At 68.9% G+C, this 18,277-nt stretch carries 17 protein-coding genes and 1 pseudogene; 16 read left to right on the top strand and 2 right to left on the bottom strand.

Translation table 11 applies throughout. The features are described from left to right. Positions 1–324: 324 nt before the first annotated feature. The 3 genes from OHA05_RS38005 to OHA05_RS37995 are packed head-to-tail and all read left to right on the top strand — an operon-like array spanning position 325 to position 1,938. Entirely contained in the window at positions 325–741 is a 417-nt protein-coding gene (locus OHA05_RS38005) for a hypothetical protein (protein ID WP_328863278.1), read from the top strand. Beyond that, positions 735–1,598 carry an ATP/GTP-binding protein gene (locus OHA05_RS38000; protein WP_328863277.1) on the top strand — a complete coding sequence of 288 codons (864 nt, stop codon included), beginning with the start codon at positions 735–737 and terminating at the stop codon, positions 1,596–1,598. Before OHA05_RS38005 ends, OHA05_RS38000 begins: the two co-directional genes overlap by 7 nt. 19 nt (positions 1,599–1,617) lie before the next feature. Further along, complete coding sequence (locus tag OHA05_RS37995; RefSeq protein WP_328863276.1) at positions 1,618–1,938, top strand: hypothetical protein; 321 nt, start codon at positions 1,618–1,620, stop codon at positions 1,936–1,938. On the opposite strand, the pseudogene OHA05_RS37990 reads toward OHA05_RS37995, so the two are convergent. Continuing rightward, a pseudogene (locus OHA05_RS37990) lies at positions 1,939–2,034 on the bottom strand (IS5/IS1182 family transposase); the annotation flags it as partial. A gap of 1,722 nt (positions 2,035–3,756) precedes the next feature. Here OHA05_RS37990 and OHA05_RS37985 point away from each other — a divergent pair. The 12 genes from OHA05_RS37985 (at position 3,757) to OHA05_RS37930 (ending at position 16,168) form a co-directional block, all read left to right on the top strand. Beyond that, entirely contained in the window at positions 3,757–4,500 is a 744-nt protein-coding gene (locus tag OHA05_RS37985; protein WP_328863275.1) for an SAF domain-containing protein, read from the top strand. Continuing rightward, positions 4,500–5,348, top strand: coding sequence for a hypothetical protein (locus OHA05_RS37980; RefSeq protein WP_328863274.1), 849 nt, complete (start codon positions 4,500–4,502; stop codon positions 5,346–5,348). The genes OHA05_RS37985 and OHA05_RS37980 overlap by 1 nt, the downstream gene beginning before the upstream one ends. Before the next feature lie 118 nt (positions 5,349–5,466). Beyond that, entirely contained in the window at positions 5,467–6,816 is a 1,350-nt protein-coding gene (locus tag OHA05_RS37975) for a CpaF family protein (protein WP_328863273.1), read from the top strand. Further along, complete coding sequence (locus tag OHA05_RS37970; protein WP_328863272.1) at positions 6,795–7,730, top strand: type II secretion system F family protein; 936 nt, start codon at positions 6,795–6,797, stop codon at positions 7,728–7,730. Before OHA05_RS37975 ends, OHA05_RS37970 begins: the two co-directional genes overlap by 22 nt. Beyond that, complete coding sequence (locus OHA05_RS37965) at positions 7,727–8,614, top strand: hypothetical protein (RefSeq protein ID WP_328863271.1); 888 nt, start codon at positions 7,727–7,729, stop codon at positions 8,612–8,614. Before OHA05_RS37970 ends, OHA05_RS37965 begins: the two co-directional genes overlap by 4 nt. 43 nt (positions 8,615–8,657) lie before the next feature. Next, the gene (locus OHA05_RS37960; protein ID WP_328863270.1) at positions 8,658–8,894 is read left to right on the top strand and encodes a hypothetical protein; all 237 of its coding nucleotides are present in this window, start codon (positions 8,658–8,660) and stop codon (positions 8,892–8,894) included. After that, complete coding sequence (locus tag OHA05_RS37955; protein WP_328863269.1) at positions 8,891–9,313, top strand: TadE/TadG family type IV pilus assembly protein; 423 nt, start codon at positions 8,891–8,893, stop codon at positions 9,311–9,313. Before OHA05_RS37960 ends, OHA05_RS37955 begins: the two co-directional genes overlap by 4 nt. 5 nt (positions 9,314–9,318) lie before the next feature. Continuing rightward, positions 9,319–9,774, top strand: a complete 456-nt coding sequence (locus tag OHA05_RS37950; protein ID WP_328863268.1) for a TadE/TadG family type IV pilus assembly protein — start codon at positions 9,319–9,321, stop codon at positions 9,772–9,774. A gap of 4 nt (positions 9,775–9,778) precedes the next feature. Then, the gene (locus OHA05_RS37945) at positions 9,779–10,249 is read left to right on the top strand and encodes a pilus assembly protein TadG-related protein (RefSeq protein ID WP_328863267.1); all 471 of its coding nucleotides are present in this window, start codon (positions 9,779–9,781) and stop codon (positions 10,247–10,249) included. Then, entirely contained in the window at positions 10,250–13,528 is a 3,279-nt protein-coding gene (locus OHA05_RS37940; protein ID WP_328863266.1) for a LysM peptidoglycan-binding domain-containing protein, read from the top strand. 359 nt (positions 13,529–13,887) lie between these two features. Next, on the top strand, positions 13,888–14,802 hold the full coding sequence (locus OHA05_RS37935; protein WP_328863265.1) for a pentapeptide repeat-containing protein: 915 nt from the start codon (positions 13,888–13,890) through the stop codon (positions 14,800–14,802). A gap of 352 nt (positions 14,803–15,154) precedes the next feature. After that, positions 15,155–16,168, top strand: a complete 1,014-nt coding sequence (locus tag OHA05_RS37930; protein WP_328863264.1) for an NAD-dependent epimerase/dehydratase family protein — start codon at positions 15,155–15,157, stop codon at positions 16,166–16,168. On the opposite strand, the gene OHA05_RS37925 is transcribed toward OHA05_RS37930, so the two are convergent. After that, positions 16,169–17,467: a DNA-binding protein gene (locus tag OHA05_RS37925; protein WP_328863263.1), complete on the bottom strand. Its 1,299-nt coding sequence runs from the start codon at positions 17,465–17,467 to the stop codon at positions 16,169–16,171. A gap of 320 nt (positions 17,468–17,787) precedes the next feature. Between OHA05_RS37925 and OHA05_RS37920 the strand changes: the two genes are divergently transcribed. Further along, positions 17,788–18,228: an ATP-binding protein gene (locus tag OHA05_RS37920; RefSeq protein WP_328863262.1), complete on the top strand. Its 441-nt coding sequence runs from the start codon at positions 17,788–17,790 to the stop codon at positions 18,226–18,228. Positions 18,229–18,277: the final 49 nt, after the last annotated feature.

Raw genomic sequence — 18,277 nt, 5'->3', positions numbered from 1 at the left:
GTTTGTAATACCGCAGATCCGGCTGCGTCCCTACGGTGATCACATCGACGAGGCCGCTTGGGCTGCCCCCTGCTCAGTGAACCGAGGGGGCGCCTGCTCGGCACACGCCCTTGGGGAGGCACTGTGTCACCAGCAGTCCAGCGTGTCCGGCATGGAGCTCTGAGTGGACGACACCGCGTGAGGGGCGCGGTAGTTGGGCTGGGCGTGCTCTTGGTCGTGTCGGGGTGCAGCGGGGACGGCGCCGCTGCACCAGACGCCTCGGGCGCGCAGTCTCCGACTGCTTCGCCTTCTCTGTCGCAGACGTCGGAGCCGACAGATCCGCAGGTGTCGCAGAAGGTCCTGGTGCGCAAGACGTACGAGGCGATGTGGGCCGAGCAGATGAAGGCCTATCGCAAGGCGAATCCCGCAGGCACGCAGTTGAAGCAGTACGCGGTGCTGAACGCGTTGAGTCTGTTCGAGGCCGATCTGGCGCACATGCGCAAGCACGGCACCGTCATCCGCGGCACGTTGGGACATGAGTCGACCGTGACTGCCCTGAACATGGTGGCGAAGCCGCCAAGCGCCACGGTGTCCGACTGCGCTGATCTGTCGAAGTGGACCACGATCAAGGTCAAGACCGGCGCGGTCATACCGCTCCCGAAGGGGCAGCCACTGCGCTACCGCGCGACCGCTACGGCGGAGCGGTGGGAGGGCCGTTGGGTCATCACCACCTACAAGACCCACGGGGAGCAGGCGTGCTGAGGCCGGCGGCCGCTGTCGCGCTCCTGGTCACCGGCTTCCTGGTGCAGCCCGCTGTCGCCAACGACGACGGTCCCACGGTGGGCAACGACGGCACCTGCGAGGGCTCGATGGTGTCGGTGACGCTGTGCGCACAAGACCCTGGATCCCCCGGAAGCGGGGGCGGGAACCGGACCGGCCCGGCCGGCGGCAGCGCAACGGGTGCGTCGTCGGGACCGAAGTGCACCTATGAGAAGGCGGATCCGCAGCCGCCGCCGGAGAATCTGGCGTGGCCAGGGCGCAATCCCGGTGAAGGCTCGATCTACCGGGTGGTGTGCGACGACCTGCGCACCGGGGTGGTGTGGCTGCCGAACGGCGCCGCCCCGCCCGCTGCCGCTGTCGACCCCGAGGTTCTGGCGCAGCGGGCGGTGGACGCGATGAAGCTGCAGGGGCCTTCGGTGGCCAGTCCTCGTCCGGCCGGCCGGTACACGGTGGGGGTGCCGGTGTGGATGTGGGTCAACCAGGAGCCCCCCACCAGGTACGGGCCGGTGAGCGAGAGCGTGACCGCTGGTGCGGTGACCGTGTCGGCGACCGCGCGCGTGACGTCGATCCGGTGGTCGATGGGCGACGGGACGACGGTCACCTGCCATGGGCCGGGCACGGCCTACTCGTCGGGGTTAGGCATGAAGGAGTCCCCGGACTGCGGCCACATCTACGCCCGCACTTCCGCCAACCGGGTCCGGGAGCGGTTCACCGTCTCGGCCACCTCTACCTGGCGCATCGACTGGACCGTGAACGGAGGGGCCGGAGGCCAGTTGACCGAGACCCGGTCCACGCAGATGCAGGTCCCGGTCCGCGAGCTGCAGGCCGTCGGCCGCTAGATCAGGAAGGACCACCACTGTGAGCAAGACGGCCCCCGCCTCCCCCACCGCGTCCCCGGCCCAGCGGCAACGTGAGCCCGGGACGCCCACCCCCACACAGCGGCGGCAGTGGTGTCCTTCAGTGCGCGTCGGCGCCGTCCCGGGATGGCTGTGCTGGCCGCCGCCCTCATTGCGGCAGGCGGCGGGCGGGTTCCTCACCTGGCAGAAGACCGGCGAGCGCACGCCCGTTCTCGCCGTCGCACAGATCGGGAACGCGGGTGACGTCATCGAGGAGTCGGACCTCACCGACACCTCCGTGTCCCTCGATCCGGAGCCCTCAAGCCGTTCCCCGCCCCGGTGAGCGGAACCAGTGCAGGTGTGCGAACGCGCGCTCCACGACCCAGCGTTTGGCGCCCAGCCCGGATCCGTGCCCGGTGCCGCGGCGAGCGATCAGCGGTTACCGATGCCCCAGCGAATCATTGCGGATCATTCGAGCTTCAAAAGCGCATCCCCAGAGCGCTCCTCGAAGAAATTCCACAGAACAACTTTCCCATCAGCTTCCCCTACCCAAAATTTCGTATAGCAGCCGCTATTGAAATTCAGATAGACCTCAGTTGCACTATCCGAATCGACTGCCTTCCACGTCCCACTTCCACTCTTGTCATTTACGCCAGCCTCTCCCGAAGGGCAATCATAATAGGTTGAACTTAGAGCGACAGTGTCAAATTTTGAATCACTTCCCAAACTTAGCGTGGCCGACCCCGCCTCCCACTCCCGAACTAGTGAGGTCTTTTCAACTGTCCGATCTTCGGGAAATCTTTCGGGAGTATCCTCAAGAGCGGCGCAACCCAACATGCCACTTGCCAGAGCTATCACAGCCGCACTTACGGTACACCGGAAAACAATCTGACCAATTACAGGGCACCCAATGACCATAGGTATTTCCTCCTGGCACCGAAGAAGTCGGCAGTTCGTTTGACCATGCGCGGCGCCGCCAAACGCAACCGGGTCGATCCGGATCCGTGGAATGATCGCCGAGCGTCTGACCCTCAGAGCACGCACAGACACACCCTCCCCAACCCGAGGGCCTCCCCAGACCCATCAGGAAAGCGCCGAACCTGGGAAGATCAGATCGGCCTCGGCAGCGTAAGCCCATCTGCGTGTCCCCGACAATCAAAATCGGCCACGAGTTTCTACGTGGCCAGTTCTGCATTCGTGCAAGCCAGCATCGTCCTTCCGACGCTGCACGCACTTGGCGACCGGTGAGTGGAGCACCGTCACCGATTCCGCTCGCGGGCGCGCGTCCTGGCGGTCATCGCCTCGGTCGGTAACACTCTGGACCAATCGGCGCCCCGGCCGCGACTGTGCAGGTATGCAGGTTGCTGTGCCTTCGCCTGTGCAGGTTTGCAATACCGCGATGCACGTCGCGTCCCTACGGTGATCACATCGACCAGGCCGCGCCTTGGGCTGCCCCCGAGCTCAGTGAACCAAGGGGGCGCCGGGTCGGCACACGCCCTTGGGGAGGCACTGTGTCACCAGCAGTCCGACATGCAGCGTTGCGGGGACGACACCGCGTGGGGGGCGCGCCTGTTGGGCTGGGCGTGCTCCTGATCGTGTCGGGGTGCAGCGGTGACGGCACTGCTGCACCTGCTGCCTCGGGTGCGGCGGCTCCGTCCCGTTCGCCCTCACCGTCGCTGACGTCGGAGCCGAACACCGATCCGCAGATGCCGCAAAAGGTCCTGGTGCGCAAGACGTACGAGGCCATGTGGGCCGCGCAGATGAAGGCCTATCGCAAGGCGAACCCCGCAGGCACGCAGTTGAAGAAGTACGCGGTGCTGAATGCGTTGAGCCTTTTCGAGGCCGACCTGGCGCACATGCGCAAGCACGGCACCGTCATCCGCGGCACCCTCGGTCACGAGCCGACCGTGAGGCCCGAGCACGGCCTACCGAACAGGGACGGGGACGCGGCCGGCTCCGGACTGCGGTCACGTCTACGCCCGCACTTCCGCCAACCTGGTCCGGGAGCGGTTCACCGTCTCGGCCACCTCTACCTGGCGCATCGACTGCACCGTGAACGGCGGGGCTGGGGGCTAGTTGACCGAGGCCCGGTCCACTCAGGTGCAGGTCCCGGTCCGCGAGCTGCAGGCCGTCGGCCGCTAGATCAGGAAGGACCATCACTGTGAGCAAGACGGCCCCCGCCTCCCCCGCCCTGTCCCCGGCCCAGCAGCAACGTGAGCCCGGTACGTCCGCCCCCCACACAGCTGCGGCGGTGTCGTTCCGTGCGCGTCGGCGCCGGCCGGGGATGGCTGTGCTGGCCGCGGCCCTGATTGCGGCGGGCGGCGCGGGCGGGTTCCTGGCCTGGCAGAAGACCGGCGAGCGCATGCCCGTTCTCGCCGTGACGCAGAGCGTGGCCGCGGGTGACGTCATCGACGAGTCGGACCTCACCGACGCATCGGTGTCCCTCGATCCGGCGCTCAAGCCGTTCCCGGCCGGCGAGCGGGACAAGGTGGTGGGGAAACGGGCTGCGGTCGCCCTGGTGCCCGGCGCGCTGCTGTCCCGCGGCCAGGTGACGGACCGGTCGTTGGTGCAGGACGGGGAGCAGCTGGTCGGTATCGGGCTGAAGCCCGACCGGCTGCCGGCGACGCGGCTGTCGGCGGGTGACCGGGTCCTCGTGGTGTACACACCGGCCGACGGTGCCGCAGACCGGAGCTCCGCAGACCCCGGGCCGGATGCCGATGGCGGCACCGCGCCGCAGGCGCCGACGGCCGTGTCGGCGCGGGTCGTCCGCGTCGGGGAGCCGCAGCAGGCGACCGGTGATGTGGTGGTCGATGTGGCGGTCCCCCAGGCGCAGGGTCCCGGGCTGGCGGCGCAGGCCGCAACGGGACGCATCGCGCTGGTGGTTGAGCCGGGAGGGAAGTCCTGATGGCAGTCATCGCACTGGCCGGAGTGCCCGGCTCCCCCGGGGTGACCGCCACGGCGCTGGCACTGCTGCGCACCTGGCCGCTGGAGGACGGCTGGCGGCTGCTCCTGGCGGAGTGCGACCCGGACGGCGGCGCCGTCCTGTCGGGAGCCCTGGAGGGCCGGGTGCCGGCAGACCGTGGCCTGCGGTATCTGGCGGTCTCCTCCCGGCGGCAGGGGCAGGAGCTTGTGGCCAGCTTCTGGACCCAGCTGATCGCCGTGGACAGCCGGCCGGGAGCGGAGCGGAACCGGCTGCTGCTTCCGGGATTGACCGACCCATGCCAGGCCTCCAGCCTCTCCCCCGTCTGGGGGCAGTTGGCCGACCTGTTCACGGGCATCGAACAGCACCAGCACGACGTCCTCATTGACCTCGGCCGCAGCGGCGCCTTCGGTGCCGGCGGTGTGCTGGCGGCGCGCGCCGAAGCCGTCCTGATGGTCGTCCGAGGCACCCTGCGCAGTGTGCACGCGGCGAAAGCCCGTGTCGGTATGCTCCGCACCGTCCTCGACAGCGACAGCGGGGCCGGCTCCGGTGTGAAAGGCCTGGCAGCACTGTTGATCACCGAAGGCCCGTACGGACAGCAGGAGGTGTCGGCAGAGCTGGGTATCCCGGTCATCGCGACCCTGCCGTACCGGCCGAAGGAAGCCGCGATCCTCTCCGACGGAGCACACGAGGATCGCCGGTTCGCAGGCTGTGAGTTGATGCGCGCCACGCGGACCGCGGTGGACGGCATCCAGCGGCATGTGGCCGAACAGCGCGTTCGCATCGCCGCGCCTCTCCATGACCGGCGGGGGGTGAGCGGCCATGCACGCTGAACCCGTATTTCCCCAGCCGCAGAAGCCGCAGGGACCCCAGCAAGCAGGACGAGGGCCGCACCCGAGGTCGGGTGGGACGGGCAGTCCGCAGGCGAACTCCCCGCTGCAGGCGCAGTCGATGCCGCAGGTTCAGGTCGACGCACAGGCCGCGGCCGCGATCAAGCGGCAGGTGGGCGAGCAGCTGCTTGCGGAACGTAAGACGACACCGGCGCTGGCCGACGCTGGCGCCCGGGAGCAGCGGGCCCGCGCTCTGATCAACGAGGCGGTGTCGGTGTGGGCCGATGCCACGCAGGCCAGCAGGCTGGTGCCGCGCGGTGAGGAGCAGGCGCTGGCCAGCTTGGTGTTCGACATGCTGTTCCGGGCCGGCCGGTTGCAGCGCCACTTGGACGACGACCGGGTGGAGAACATCCTCATCAACGGGCACGACCAGGTGTTCCTCGACTTCGGCGACGAGCATCTGGTGCAGGCCCCTGCGGTCGCGGACTCGGAGGAGGAGCTCAAGGAGCTGGTGCGTGATCTGGCGCGCAACAGCGGCCAGGGCGAGCGGACCCTGTCCACCGGCAGCCCCATGGTCGCGTTGCGGCTTGCGGACGGGTCGCGCCTGCAGGCCCTGTGTGAGGTCACCGGGGAGCGCACGTATGTGACGATCCGCCGCCACCGGATCAAGGACGCGGACCTTGCCCAGATGGAGCGTCTGGGCACGGTCACCCCCGCGGTGCGGGAGTTCCTGTCGGCGTGTGTACGCGCCGAGCGGAATGTCATGGTCGTCGGCGAGCAGAACTCCGGCAAGACGTCGCTGCTGCGGGCACTGCTCAAAGAGATCCCCGCCGCCGAGCGGTTCGGCACGCTGGAGACCGAGTTCGAGCTGTGGGCGCACAAGAACGGCTACCACCAGCAGGTGGTGCCGATGGAGGCGCGGGAGTCCAACGGCGAACGCGTCGATGGCCGCGCCGCCGGTGAGATCACGCTGCTGGAGCTGCTGCAGCGGGCGCTGCGGATGTCGCTGACCCGCATCGTGGTCGGCGAGGTCCGCGGTCCGGAGATCACCGCCCTGATGGGGGCGTTGACCAATGGCCGCGGCGGGAACCTGTGCACGATGCACGCCTCGGAACCGCGGGTCGTGTTCGACCGGATCGCCGAGCTGTACCTGCTGGCGCAGGGCAACTTCAGCGAACAGCTCGCCTACCGGCAGATCGCGAACGGACTGCACGTCATCGTGTTCCTGTCCGTCCATGAAAGCCGTGGGCGCAAGCAGCGCTATGTGTCCCACGTGTGGGAGATCACCGGTGTCGGCGAGGGCGGCCGCCCGGCCTACAACGAAGTCTTCGGCCCCGCTTCGGCATGGGGTGCGACGCACGCTGTTCCGCGCACCCCGCCCTCCCCCGCGATGCTGGCCCGCCTGGAGCGGGCCGGGTTCGATGCGAACCTGCTGCACTGGGCGGGCACATGGCGTCAGGCGCCCGCATGATGGGCGGCCTGTGGTGGAGCGCCTGCGCCGCCATGCTGGTCGCCGGCGCAGTCATGCTCGTGGCGGCTCTCGCCGGCACAACAGCCCCGAAGCAGCCGACTGCGGCCGCCCGCTGGCGCGCCCGCTGGTCCGGCGGCCCGGCCGGGCGCGAACGGGCCGCCCGCCGCCGCCTCCTGATGGTGGGCGCGGTCGTCGTGGCGGCCGGGGTGTGGGCGGTCACCGGGGTGTTCGTCGCTGCGCTGCTGCTCGGCGCCGCCGTGGCGGGTGTTCCGTGGCTGCTGACGCCGACCGCGTCGGCCTCGGTCCGCATTGCCAAGCTGGAGGCCCTGGCCGAATGGACCGGACGGCTCTCTGACGTGCTGCGGCTCGGGTTCGGCCTGCAACAGGCCCTGATCTCCTCCCGGAAGAATCCGCCCGCCGCCCTGCGGGAGGAGGTCATCGAGCTCGCGGAGAAACTGCAAGGCGGCTGGCATCCGCGCGAGGCACTCGAAGACTTCGCCGGCCACCTCGACGACGTGACCGGCGACAAGGTGTGCGCCGCTCTCGCCCTGTGTGCGGTCGACGCAGGCCCAGGTCTCGCGCAGGCCCTCGACGACCTCGCCGCATCGGTGCGCGAGGAGGTCGCCAAGCGGCGGCAGATCGAAGCCGACCGAGCCAAACCGCGCACCGCGGTCCGCTGGATGACGCTCATCAGCCTCGGCATCGTCCTCGCCGGCTTCACCGTCCCCGACTACACCGCCCCCTACGGCACCCTGATCGGCCAGCTGACCCTGGCGCTCCTCGCCGCGGCGTTCACCGCCGTCCTGGTGTGGATGCGGTCCCTGGCCGGCCACAAACCCGTCCCCCGGTTCCTGGTCAACGACCCCCGCAGCCGGGTGAAGCAGCCCACTCCGATCGAAGGAGGGTCATCGTGAGTGCCGCGACGATGCTGGTGGTGTGCGGCAGCACTGTCGGTGCCGGACTGTCCCTGCTGGTGCGGGAGATGGCTCCGGCGGCGCCGAAACTCGGGCCCGCACTGCGCCGGCTGAACCCCCCTGCGACGGAACCAGGCCACGGCGGCGGGACGAGCGCATCCGGGCGGGAATCCGTATGGGGAGGCTGGCTCGTTGACCGGGCCCCAGGACGCATCCCGCGCACCGACCTACGGCTCATCGGACAGAGCCCGGAACAGTTCCTGCTCACCAAGACTGGCCTCGCCCTGGCAGGCCTGCTCCTGCCGGTCTTCGTGTCGACAGCTTGGGCGCTCATGGGCCTGGGAGTGTCCCTCCTCCTCCCGGCTGTCGCGGGCCCCGCGGCAGCTGCCGGGCTGTGGTTCGTGCCCGACTGGCAGGTCCGCGACCAAGCCACCCGTGCCCGGGCAGAGTTCGCGCACGCCGCGGCCGCCTACCTGGAACTGGTCGCCCTGCGGATGGCGTCCAACGTCGGCGCCTCCCAGGCCCTCGAAGAGGCGGCCCGCATCGGGCGCGGCTGGTCGTTCGCCCGGATCCAGGAGGCACTGCTGCGGGCCAGGACGGCCAAGTCGTCGCCGTGGGACGCCCTCGACGACCTCGGGCGGCAGCTCAACCTGCCGATCCTGTGGGACGTCGCCGACATCATGCGTCTGTCCTCGAAGGACGGAGCCGCCGTCTACGGCACTCTGCGCGCCCGCGCGAAGAGCCTGAACAGCGAACTCCTCGCCGCTCAAGCCGCCGAAGCGAACACCGACAGCGAAAAGATGAGCGCCCCCGGCGCCCTCCTCGCCGCGATCGTCATGTTCGCCATCGCCTTCCCCGCCGTCCTGAACATGTTGATCCTCTGACCGCCCTTCCCACGGGTGCGGTCTGCGAACGGGAGACCCAGCAGTGAAGACCATCCGCGACGCCACCACGAAAGCCGCCGTCAGCCTCGCTATCGTCACCAGCGCCGCCCGCGAGCGCCTGGATGCCATCCGGCAGGAAGCCGATCAGGCCTCTGACCGCGGTGACGGGCCGATCTCCACCGTCATCATCATCATGGCCTCGATCGCCGGCGCCCTCGTCATCGCCGGCGCCCTGGCGGTGCTGTACGGCAAGTACGCCACAAAGCTCACCGGCGAATGAATCACCCGCCGCTGCAGGCGCGGCCCGGGCGCCGGTTCGGCGATCGGGGAGACGCCGCGATCCAGGCCGCGATCGTCTACCCGCTGCTGCTGCTCGTCGTCATCGGCCTGGTGCAGGCCGCCCTGTGGGGCTACGCCCGCAGCATCGCGCAGACCGCCGCACGCGAAGGCGTGCGGGCAGGCCGCGCCTACGGGTCCACCCCTGCGGACGGTGCACGGCAGGCATCCAGCGCCCTGGAACGTCTCGCCGGCGACAACCTGACCAACCGGCAGGTGTCCACGGCGGGCAGCACCGCGGAGCAGGTCCGTATCCGGGTGTCGGGGACCGCATTGTCACTGATCCCCGGGGTGGAGAACTGGCACGTTTCGGCCGATGCGTCCGGCGCCGTCGAGCGGTGGGTCCCGCCGCAGGGAGGGTGACCGGCATGGCAGCGTGGCGATGGCCGGCACGGGGCAGGGGCGGCGACCGGGGGAGCTCGCCTATCGAGGCGGTCATCGTGGTGCCGCTGCTCCTCAGCCTGGGCCTGCTGTTCCTCGCGGCGGCCCGGATCGCCCTGGCCGGACAGAGCGCCGACTCGGCCGCAGAGCACGCTGCCCGCGCCGCTTCCCTGGAACGCACCCCGGGCGCTGCGCAGGCTGCGGCGCAGTCGGCGGCCGCCGACTCCCTGACAGGTCAGGGGCAGCCGTGCACCGCAACAAGCGTGCGGGCGGACACGGCAGGCCTTGCTGCTCCGGTGGGGCAGGTCGCCAGCGTCACGGTGACCGTCTCGTGCACAGTGCCGCTCGGTGACCTGTTCTTCCTGGGACACGCCGGCCCTGGCACGCGCACCGTGACATCCAGCTTCACCTCGGTCGTCGATGCCTACCGCGAAAGGCGCTGACCTGATGAACCACTCCTCTTTCGACGGTCCGGTCCGCTACCGGCGCTGGTCGGCGCGGGACCGGGGCGGCATCTCGGTGTTCGCGGCGATCGTCACCGTCCCGCTGCTGGTCCTCGGCGGGCTCCTCGTCGTCGACGGCACCGGCAAACTCCGCGCCGCAGAGCGCGCCGACAACGTGGCGATGGAAGCCGCCCGCGCTGGCGCGCAGGCCATCGACCCGCAGCAGGCGATTCCCGGAAACAAGGTCACCGTCGACCCGCTATCCGCGGCCAGTGCCGTTCGCGCCTACCTGGCGCGCGCTGGGGTGAGCGGATCAGTCCGTGTCAGTGACGGCGGCACCCGGCTCCAGGTCGATGTCCAGGACAGCTACGACACCACGTTCCTCACCCTGGTCGGCGTCTCGACGCTCCCTGTGACCGGGCACGGTCAGGCCGCTGTGCTTGTCGGCATCACCACTCCCGAGGAAGGCCCGTAGATGCGACCGCCCGCCTCGCACTCCCCCGCCCGCCGGACCGGGACGCTCGTCGGCATCCTGCGGGCCCTGGGCTCCCTGCTGCTGCTGTTCGGGCTGCTGGGCGGCATGCCGTGGCTGTTGTGGGAAGCCACCGGGGCCGCCCTGCCCGCAGGCCTCGACGATCTGACCCACCTCTTCTCCCAGCAGGACACCACGGGCGCGTTCATCCTCGCGCTCACGGAGGTGGGATGGATCAGCTGGGCCAGCTTCACGCTCTCCCTCCTGGTCGAGATCCCCGCCCAGCTCCGCGGCCGCACCGCGCCCCGCCTCCCCGGCCTGCAACTGGGACAGCGGGCCGCCGCCACCCTGGTCGGCGGGATCCTCCTCTTACTGCCCACCGGAACCGCGATGGCCACCCCAGCCACACCCGCGAACGCCGCCGCCACCGGCGAGCACCTGGCCGATACCCACAACACCCCAGGACCAGGCGGCTCACAGAACACGGCCCGGGACCACAAGGTGCTCAAAGCGGCCGCCACGAACGTGCGCGAGTACGTCGTGCAGGACACCCGCCCCGCACAGAGCCTGTGGCAGATCGCCGAGGAACAGCTCGGTGACGGCTCGCTGTTCACGACGATCGTCGCCCTCAACGAAGGCCGCACCATGCCCGACGGACGGGTCTTCACCGCCCACTCCCCCATCCAGCCCGGCTGGGCCCTTAACCTGCCCGCCGATACCCGCACGGCCGGGGCTCCCCCTCAGCCGACCACTCAACTCGGCGGCACTGCCCAGCACCAGAACAGCGGCACCTACATCGTGGAAAGCGGCGACTACCTGTCGGCCATCGCCCAGGAAGAACTCGGAGACGGCGACCGATGGCCCGAGCTCTACCAGGCCAACCGCGACGAGATCACCGACCCCGACGTCATCCACCCCGGCCAGCGCCTCGATCTGCCCCCAGCCGACGCGACCGGCCCCGCCTCCCCGCCCGAACCCGCCAGCCCGCCCGCCAAGCCCGCCGACCCAACACCCGATCATGAGGACGCCCCAGCCCCGACCGGTGCGCCGACGAGCCCGCCGACGCCAACATCGCAGCCGACCCAGCCGAATGCCCCTGCTCCCAGCCGGGCCGGAACGCCGTCAGCACAACCCGGAACGTCGCCCTCGGTCCCCCAGCGCACCACTCCGCCCTCGCCCACCAGCGCCCCGGCGGACGAGCTCGACGGGACCGCAGCAACCGGCACACCCCGCCATGCCGCACTCATCGCCGGTATCGGCGCCCTGCTGGCTGCATCCCTTGCCAGTGCACTCGCCGTGAAGCGGATCCTTCAGCAACGCCGCCGCAGGGCAGGCGAAACGATCGCCATCGACGAGGACCCGACCGAAGCGGAGCAGCTTCTGACCGCCACCGGGGAACCGGCATCGATCGACCGGCTGGACACCGTGCTGCGGACCCTCGCCCACCGTGCTGCCGCCATCGGACGAGAACTGCCCGCCGTCCGAGGCGCCCGGATCGGTCACACCAGCGTGCACCTGATCGTGGACGACCCGCGCCTCGAACCGCTGGCACCCTTCACCCTCGGGACACAGGCCGGCATGTGGCGCCTCGATCCAGACAGCCCGCTCCTCGAACGCGACACCGCGCGGGCCGAACCGGCCCCCTACCCGGGCCTGGTCACCCTCGGCTCCACCGAGACCGGTGAGCTGCTCCTGACCAACCTGCTCCACCAGCGCACCATCCTCCTCGACGGTGATGCGGACGATGTCGTCGCCGTCGCCCGCGCGCTGACGCTGGAGGCCGGCACCAGCATCTGGAGCGACCAGACCGAAATCCTCACGGTCGGCCTCGGCACCCGCCTGGCAACCCTGCTGCCCAAGGGCCGCATCCGCGCCATGCCGCATCTGTCCGCGGTCACCGCCGACCTGGGCGAGATCCTCGTCGAGGTCCACCAGAACAAGGACCAGGACGATGCACCGCCACCGTTGCCCTGGATCCTCCTCTGCGCCGGCGACATCGAGCCTCAGCAGGTCTGGCAGTTCGCCGACGCGATCGCTGCCGCCCGAGACCTTCCCCTAGCGGTCGTTCTTCCCTCCGGCCCCGCAACGCGGCAGGCTCTCCCCGACGCCGAACTCCTCGACGTGCGCCCGGATGCGCAGGTGCGGCTTGCGCAACTCGATGAACGGCCGGTGCTATTGCAGCGGCTCACCGACGAGCACTACCGGCAGTACATCCACGCCCTCGAGGTCGCGGACAAACCGGCCGTCCCCGCGACCGGGGCATGGCAGCTGGCAGAGGAACACGACACCGCAGCCACCGAAAGGGGCCGGCCCTTCCCGCTGATCCTCAAAAGCCACGGCGCGGATGAGGACGACAGCTCGCCGTATCCCGCGTTCCTCGCCTCCCTCGGCCGCTCCCCAATCAAGCCGGTCAAGAGCCCGACCACCGATGGCGATGAGGAGCAGCCGGCGGGCGCACCCGAGCCTGTATCGGGGACCGGCCCTGCGCTCCCCGATACAGTCCCCGGAATACTGGAGGACAGGTGGGAGCAGGAATCGGCAACTGCCCAGATCAACATCCTGGGTCCGCTGACGGTCACCGGATCCACTGGCTCCGGGCACGGACCGAAAGTTGCGGCCCTGGCCGCCCTTATCCACCTGCGACCGGGACGCACCCCACAGACCCTCTGCGCGGCCATGGACCCCGTCACCCCCTGGTCGATACCAACCCTGCGCAATCGCCTCTCGGAGATCCGATCACGATTCGGCGCAGCGCCAGACGGATCGCCCTGCCTGCCCCGGCCCAAGCCCGGATACACCTTCCACCCCGCAGTGCGCTCGGACTGGGACCACTTCCAGCACCTGGCCACCCGCGGACTCGCAGCCGGCCCGGCCGCCGGCATCCCTCTCCTGGAAGACGCACTCGCCCTGATACGCAGCAGACCCTTCGACGGCGAAGACCTCCCCTGGGCCGGGCCCGTGCAACAGGAGATCGTCTCCCGCATCGTCGACGTCACCCATACCCTCGCCACCTGGCACACGCACGGGACGAACCCGGACCTCGACGCGGCACGACACGTCGTCCTGCGCGGCCTCGACATCGACGAAACAGCCGAGGTTCTGTACCGCGACTGGATACACATCGAACAGACAGCAGGCAACACCGCCGGCGCCCTCAAAGCCGCCACCACGGTCCAAGAGATCACCCGGTCGTACGACATCTCCATAGAACCGCGCACCGAGCAGATCATCAGGTCGGCCCTGTCCACCGCTCCAGTGCGCATCTCCAGCGATCAGTCCTGAATCTGTGATTACCGCTGGATCATGGACTCGCACAGTGCGCAGTGCGTCGGTGCGACGACTGCGCAGGGTTGTTCAGCGAGTGCGGAACCTCCCCTCGGGTGGGGCGGATTCCGCTTACGCACTGAGCTAGGGAGGTCGGCCGAGGCGGCATCGTAGAAGGCGGGCCGTTTGCGCTCGCGCGGTACGCACACATGGGCAGTGAATCAAGGCGCGTCCAGGTCATTGACTTCGCCGGCCTGCTCCGCCCGTGCCGATCACCGGTGCGTGCATGAGGTACAGCTGGTGGACAACGCGCTTACGACGTCGAAGGCCGACCCTGTCACGCATGCGGCTACTCCTCCGAGGACATGCTCCCGCGTATGAAACGGAGCCGGACACTGGCGCTTGTTCTCCTGGCCGCCGCCTTCGTCGGCTACGCCCTGCTGCTATGGAAAGGCCCGTGGTGGCTAGACGGTGATCGGCTACGGCGACAGAATCTCCAGCCGGCCGACGGTGTGGTGATCACGGGCTTCCGCACGTCGCTGGTCGCCCTTGGCGCCGGTGTGGTTGCTGGGGCTGGCCTCTACTACACCGACCGTACGATGCGACACACCCGGGACCGAGACCGCGAGCAGGCAGAGATTGCCCGCGACGGCCAGGTGACCGCCCGCTACGTGGAAGCCATCAAGCTGCTCGCGTCGGAGCGTGCGGTCGAGCGCCTGGGCGGAATCTACGCTCTGGAGCGGATCATGCGGGACTCCGCCAAGGATCACCTGACGGTGGTCGAGGTCCTCGCAGCATTCGTCCGGGACCAGGTATCGGTGTCGCCCGACACCGAGCTGTCTCCCGCGGCCGATCTGGAAGAGTCCGTCCAGGCAGCCTTGACGGTTCTAGGGAGGCGGCCGCTGCTGGAGGAGCCATTTCGCATAGACCTACGCCGCACCGACCTACGCGGAGCGGACCTTCAGGGTGCCCGGCTGGAACGCGTACGTCTCGCTGGCGCGCGTCTGCAGGGAGCCAACCTGATCGGCGCACACCTGCAGGAGGCATGGCTGAGGGAGATCCAACTCGGTGACGCCTGGCTCGACGGCGCCCACTTTGAAGGAGCCTTCTTGAGGGGGGCCGACCTACGAGGTGCCAGCCTCAAGAAGACACACCTCAATGGAACCCGGCTGTTCAGCGCGGACTTGTCGACAGCAGTTGGTCTGACCCCAGATCAGGTGGGAAAGGCGGTGCTCGACGTGGAAACGAAGCTTCCTCCAGCGGTGGAGAGCACCATCCGAACAACTCCGTGAAAGGACGCGATAGGGCGTGTCTCGGCCCAGAGACTGAGGGCCACAGTAGTGGCTGCGGCTCCGCCAGCAACCCTACGGCCCCCGGTGCCCGCTCGTGCCCACCCGCCGATGCCCCTCGGCGGTGGGGCATGATGCCGACCCCCGCCGGATCAAAGCGGAGCCTGCGTGGCCTTCTTGACCTACGGGCCTGTGGGTCCTTCGTCGGTCGCGGCGGAGGGGTGGGTTGGGAGCGCGCGAGGCTTCGTTCGGGGGCCCCAGTGCCCGCGCCGCCCGCCCCTCAGCCGTCCCTCTCAGGCGCGTCCCGTGTGGCGAGCCTTTCGTCTGGCGATCAACGTTGGCAGGATCTGGCGTCATGAAGCTTCTGGTGCTGGGCGGGACGTGGTTCCTCGGTAAGGCCATCGTGGAGGGGGCGCTCAAGCGTGGCTGGGAGGTAACGACCTTCAACCGAGGCCGATCGGGCAAGGACTTGCCCGACGTCGCCGCGGTGCATGGGGACCGGACGGTCGTCGAAGACGTGGAGAGGCTCGCGTCTCACGGCCCGTGGGACGGCGCAATCGATACGTCGAGCTCCGATCTGCCGCCCAAGGACGTGCTTCTGACGGCGTCTTTGCTGCGTGACCACGTGGCCAGGTGGGTGCACATCTCCACCGTGTCGGTCTATGCGGGATGGCCGCATCAGCCTCTCGCCGACGACTCCGAGCTGCTCGACTGCCCTGCGGACGCGGATGAAAGCTACGGTTTCACCGGGGACGACGGCAGCCCCACGAAGTACGGGTTCCAGAAGGCGGGCGGTGAACGGGCCGTGCTCCGTGCATTTGGCTCGAGGGCTGTGTTCCTACGGCCGGGGGTCATTCTGGGTCCTGGGGAGTACGTGGGCCGTCTGCCGTGGTGGCTGCGCCGTGCACACGAGGGAGGTCGCTTCCTCGCGCCGTCCCCGCAAAGGCGCCGTATCCAGCCGGTGGACGTGCGCGATGTCGCCATGTTCGCTCTCGACCATGCGGACAGCGCCGCCGGTCCGGCGTTTAACGTGGCTCACCCTGCCGGCATCACCTTCGAGGACTTCGTCAGCACCTGTCTTGAGGTCACTGGCGGCGCCGGGCGGCCGGTGTGGGTAGAGCCTGAGGTGCTCGTCGATCACGGCGTTAAGCAGTGGACCGAGCTTCCGTTGTGGCGCACCCATGCCGGCGTGTGGACGGTCGATGCCTCGCGGGCCGTGGCTGCGGGACTGCGATGCCGACCTTTGTCGGAGACAATCCGCGACACTTGGGGCTGGATTCAGAACGACGGACGTCCCGTGGACCACCCACGGTGGGCAGAACACGGGATCGCCTCGGAGAAGGAGGCGAAAATTCTCGCCTCACTGTGACTAAGCCTCGATCGCGAGCGGCTCGTAGGCAACGAGCAGACGCTGTGGTGAGAGGCGCGTGAAGTCCTCTAGTTGCTCGCCTAGCTCGATGGCGCGCTGTGCACTGCTCAGACTCGGCCGGGTGAGGAATCGGCGTACAGCCGCCGCCCGGGAAACGAGTCCTGTCACGCGCTGGTCTCCAGGCACACTGAAAACGGCCTGCAGTGCGTCGGCCGCACCGTCGATGTCGCCGGACAGGAGCCGTGCCATCGCCAGATCGGCGGACGCCTTCCCAATCACGGTCGTCGACTGCTGTCGCGGCGGCTGGCTCGATACCAGATCGAGGGCGTGGCGTGCGGACTCTTCCGCTCCGTGGCCGTCGTCAACGAGCAATGCGGTGGACGCGTTGGACATGGCCAGGCGCTCGTGACTGAATCCGAACTCTCCGCCTACGTCGTCGTGGAGCTCGTCGCTCGCGCCTGCGTCGACGGTCTGCGCCATGGCCATGGTGCGCTGAGCGGATGTTACGTCGCCGAGGTGCCCGAAGGCACGAGCTTCAATGGCGCGCAGTCGGCGGTTGGCGACATCGCCGAGGCCGCCGTAGGTGAGCGCACGTCGGACGTGGGCGAGGGCCTGGGAGGGTTCGCCAGAGTAGTACGCGATGTAGGCCAGGCTTCCCGCGGCGAAGGCACGCAGCGGTTCATAGCGAGCCGTTTCCCCATACAGGGCCGCGGTGCGGGCCAGTCGCCTGGCACCGTCCAGTTGGCCCAGGTCAAATGCTGCCTGCGCCAATAGCGCCGACGCCTTTCCGGCGAGGATGAGGAGCACCTGCTGCTGTGCCGGGACGGCGGTGCGCTCGCGGCCGTGTTCAGCCTTCTCCCGAAGCAGCTTGGCCTCCTGCCAGACACCCTGGGGCGACTTTTTGGTGTAGGAGCGGGCCAGGTCGTGCACGTCGTCTTGGAGTTGTTCCACAGTCACGTCTGACACGGAGGCTGCTGCCATCTCGCTGGCGTCTGTCTGCGCTTCATGTGCGGTCATTGCGATCTCTGCTTCCAGGTCGTGCGCGGGTACGTCGAGACTCGCCGGTCCGTCCTCGTCGGGAGGGTCGAAGAGGTGCACGGCCTTACGATCGAACATCGCTTCAAGCACGCGGCAGGCATCTGGGTTGGGGAGTGTCTTGAGCTGACCACTCGTCCAGCGCCGGAACTGCGACTCGCCCAAGGTGACGTTCCGCCCTTGATCTCCGAGGATGCGTTCTGCCGTCGTCCGGAATCGCGGTTCGAAGCTCGACCAAGTCAGCATCTGCTGGTCGATCAGCACCTTCAGCAGTGTCTTAGGACTGCCCACAACGGCTCCAGGTTCGAGTTGCGTTCCGGTTATGAGGGCCGGCGAAACCCTGTCGTTTGAGGGGACACCGAGCAGGCTTGTCGCGACAACTGGTCCAGCACAGAAGCTACTTACACGCTACTCCTGGGCTACTTCTGACGCTCTAAAGCGGCGCAGAAGCTACGCGCGAAGCCATGGCGAAGCCTCTTGGCATGGGTGGACGCTGATCACCCACTAATCCGAGTGTGCTGTTCCGAACACATTCCGACGTCAGGAGTGAGGCTGTGGAATTGAGAACCGCGTCACCTGAGACAGTGCTCAGCCCACTCGCTGCCGCAGCCGTCACGTACGAGTGGTTTCGGAAGTTCGAGGCGCAGCCCAACACGCCGCAGCTGGCTCGATTACATGGCCGGACGCGGCTGACCATGGCGCGCTGGCCGGGCAATCAGGAGGCGGCTGTCGTGGTGGCCGGACTGCTGACGGCCAACGCTGTGGTGCACGCGAACCCAGGCCCTCTGGGCGACCGCAGGTGCCTCAGTCTGCGGCTTACTGTCACGGAGGACGACGAGCTGCTCATTGACGTCTCCGACCCGTTGCCCCAGTTCCCCGACTTCGCGGCGGCCGTCGCCGGTGAACGCGGCCGAGGACTGTGGCAGGTGGCCCGGCTCGGCTGTGATCTTTCGTGGTTCCTCACAGGCGACGGGGACGGAAAGGTCGTCCGCGCACGCATGACGGTCGGCCGGGTGCCGGCATAAGCGCCCCCGCCCTTGCTGCGCCCCGGGCCTTCGACGCAGGCACTGGCAC

Origin of the sequence: Streptomyces sp. NBC_00306 (assembly GCF_036169555.1) — a bacterium.
Taxonomy (GTDB): Bacteria; Actinomycetota; Actinomycetes; order Streptomycetales; family Streptomycetaceae; genus Streptomyces; species Streptomyces achmelvichensis.
Note: the sequence above shows the minus strand (reverse complement) of the source record. Positions and strands in the feature narration are given on the sequence as shown.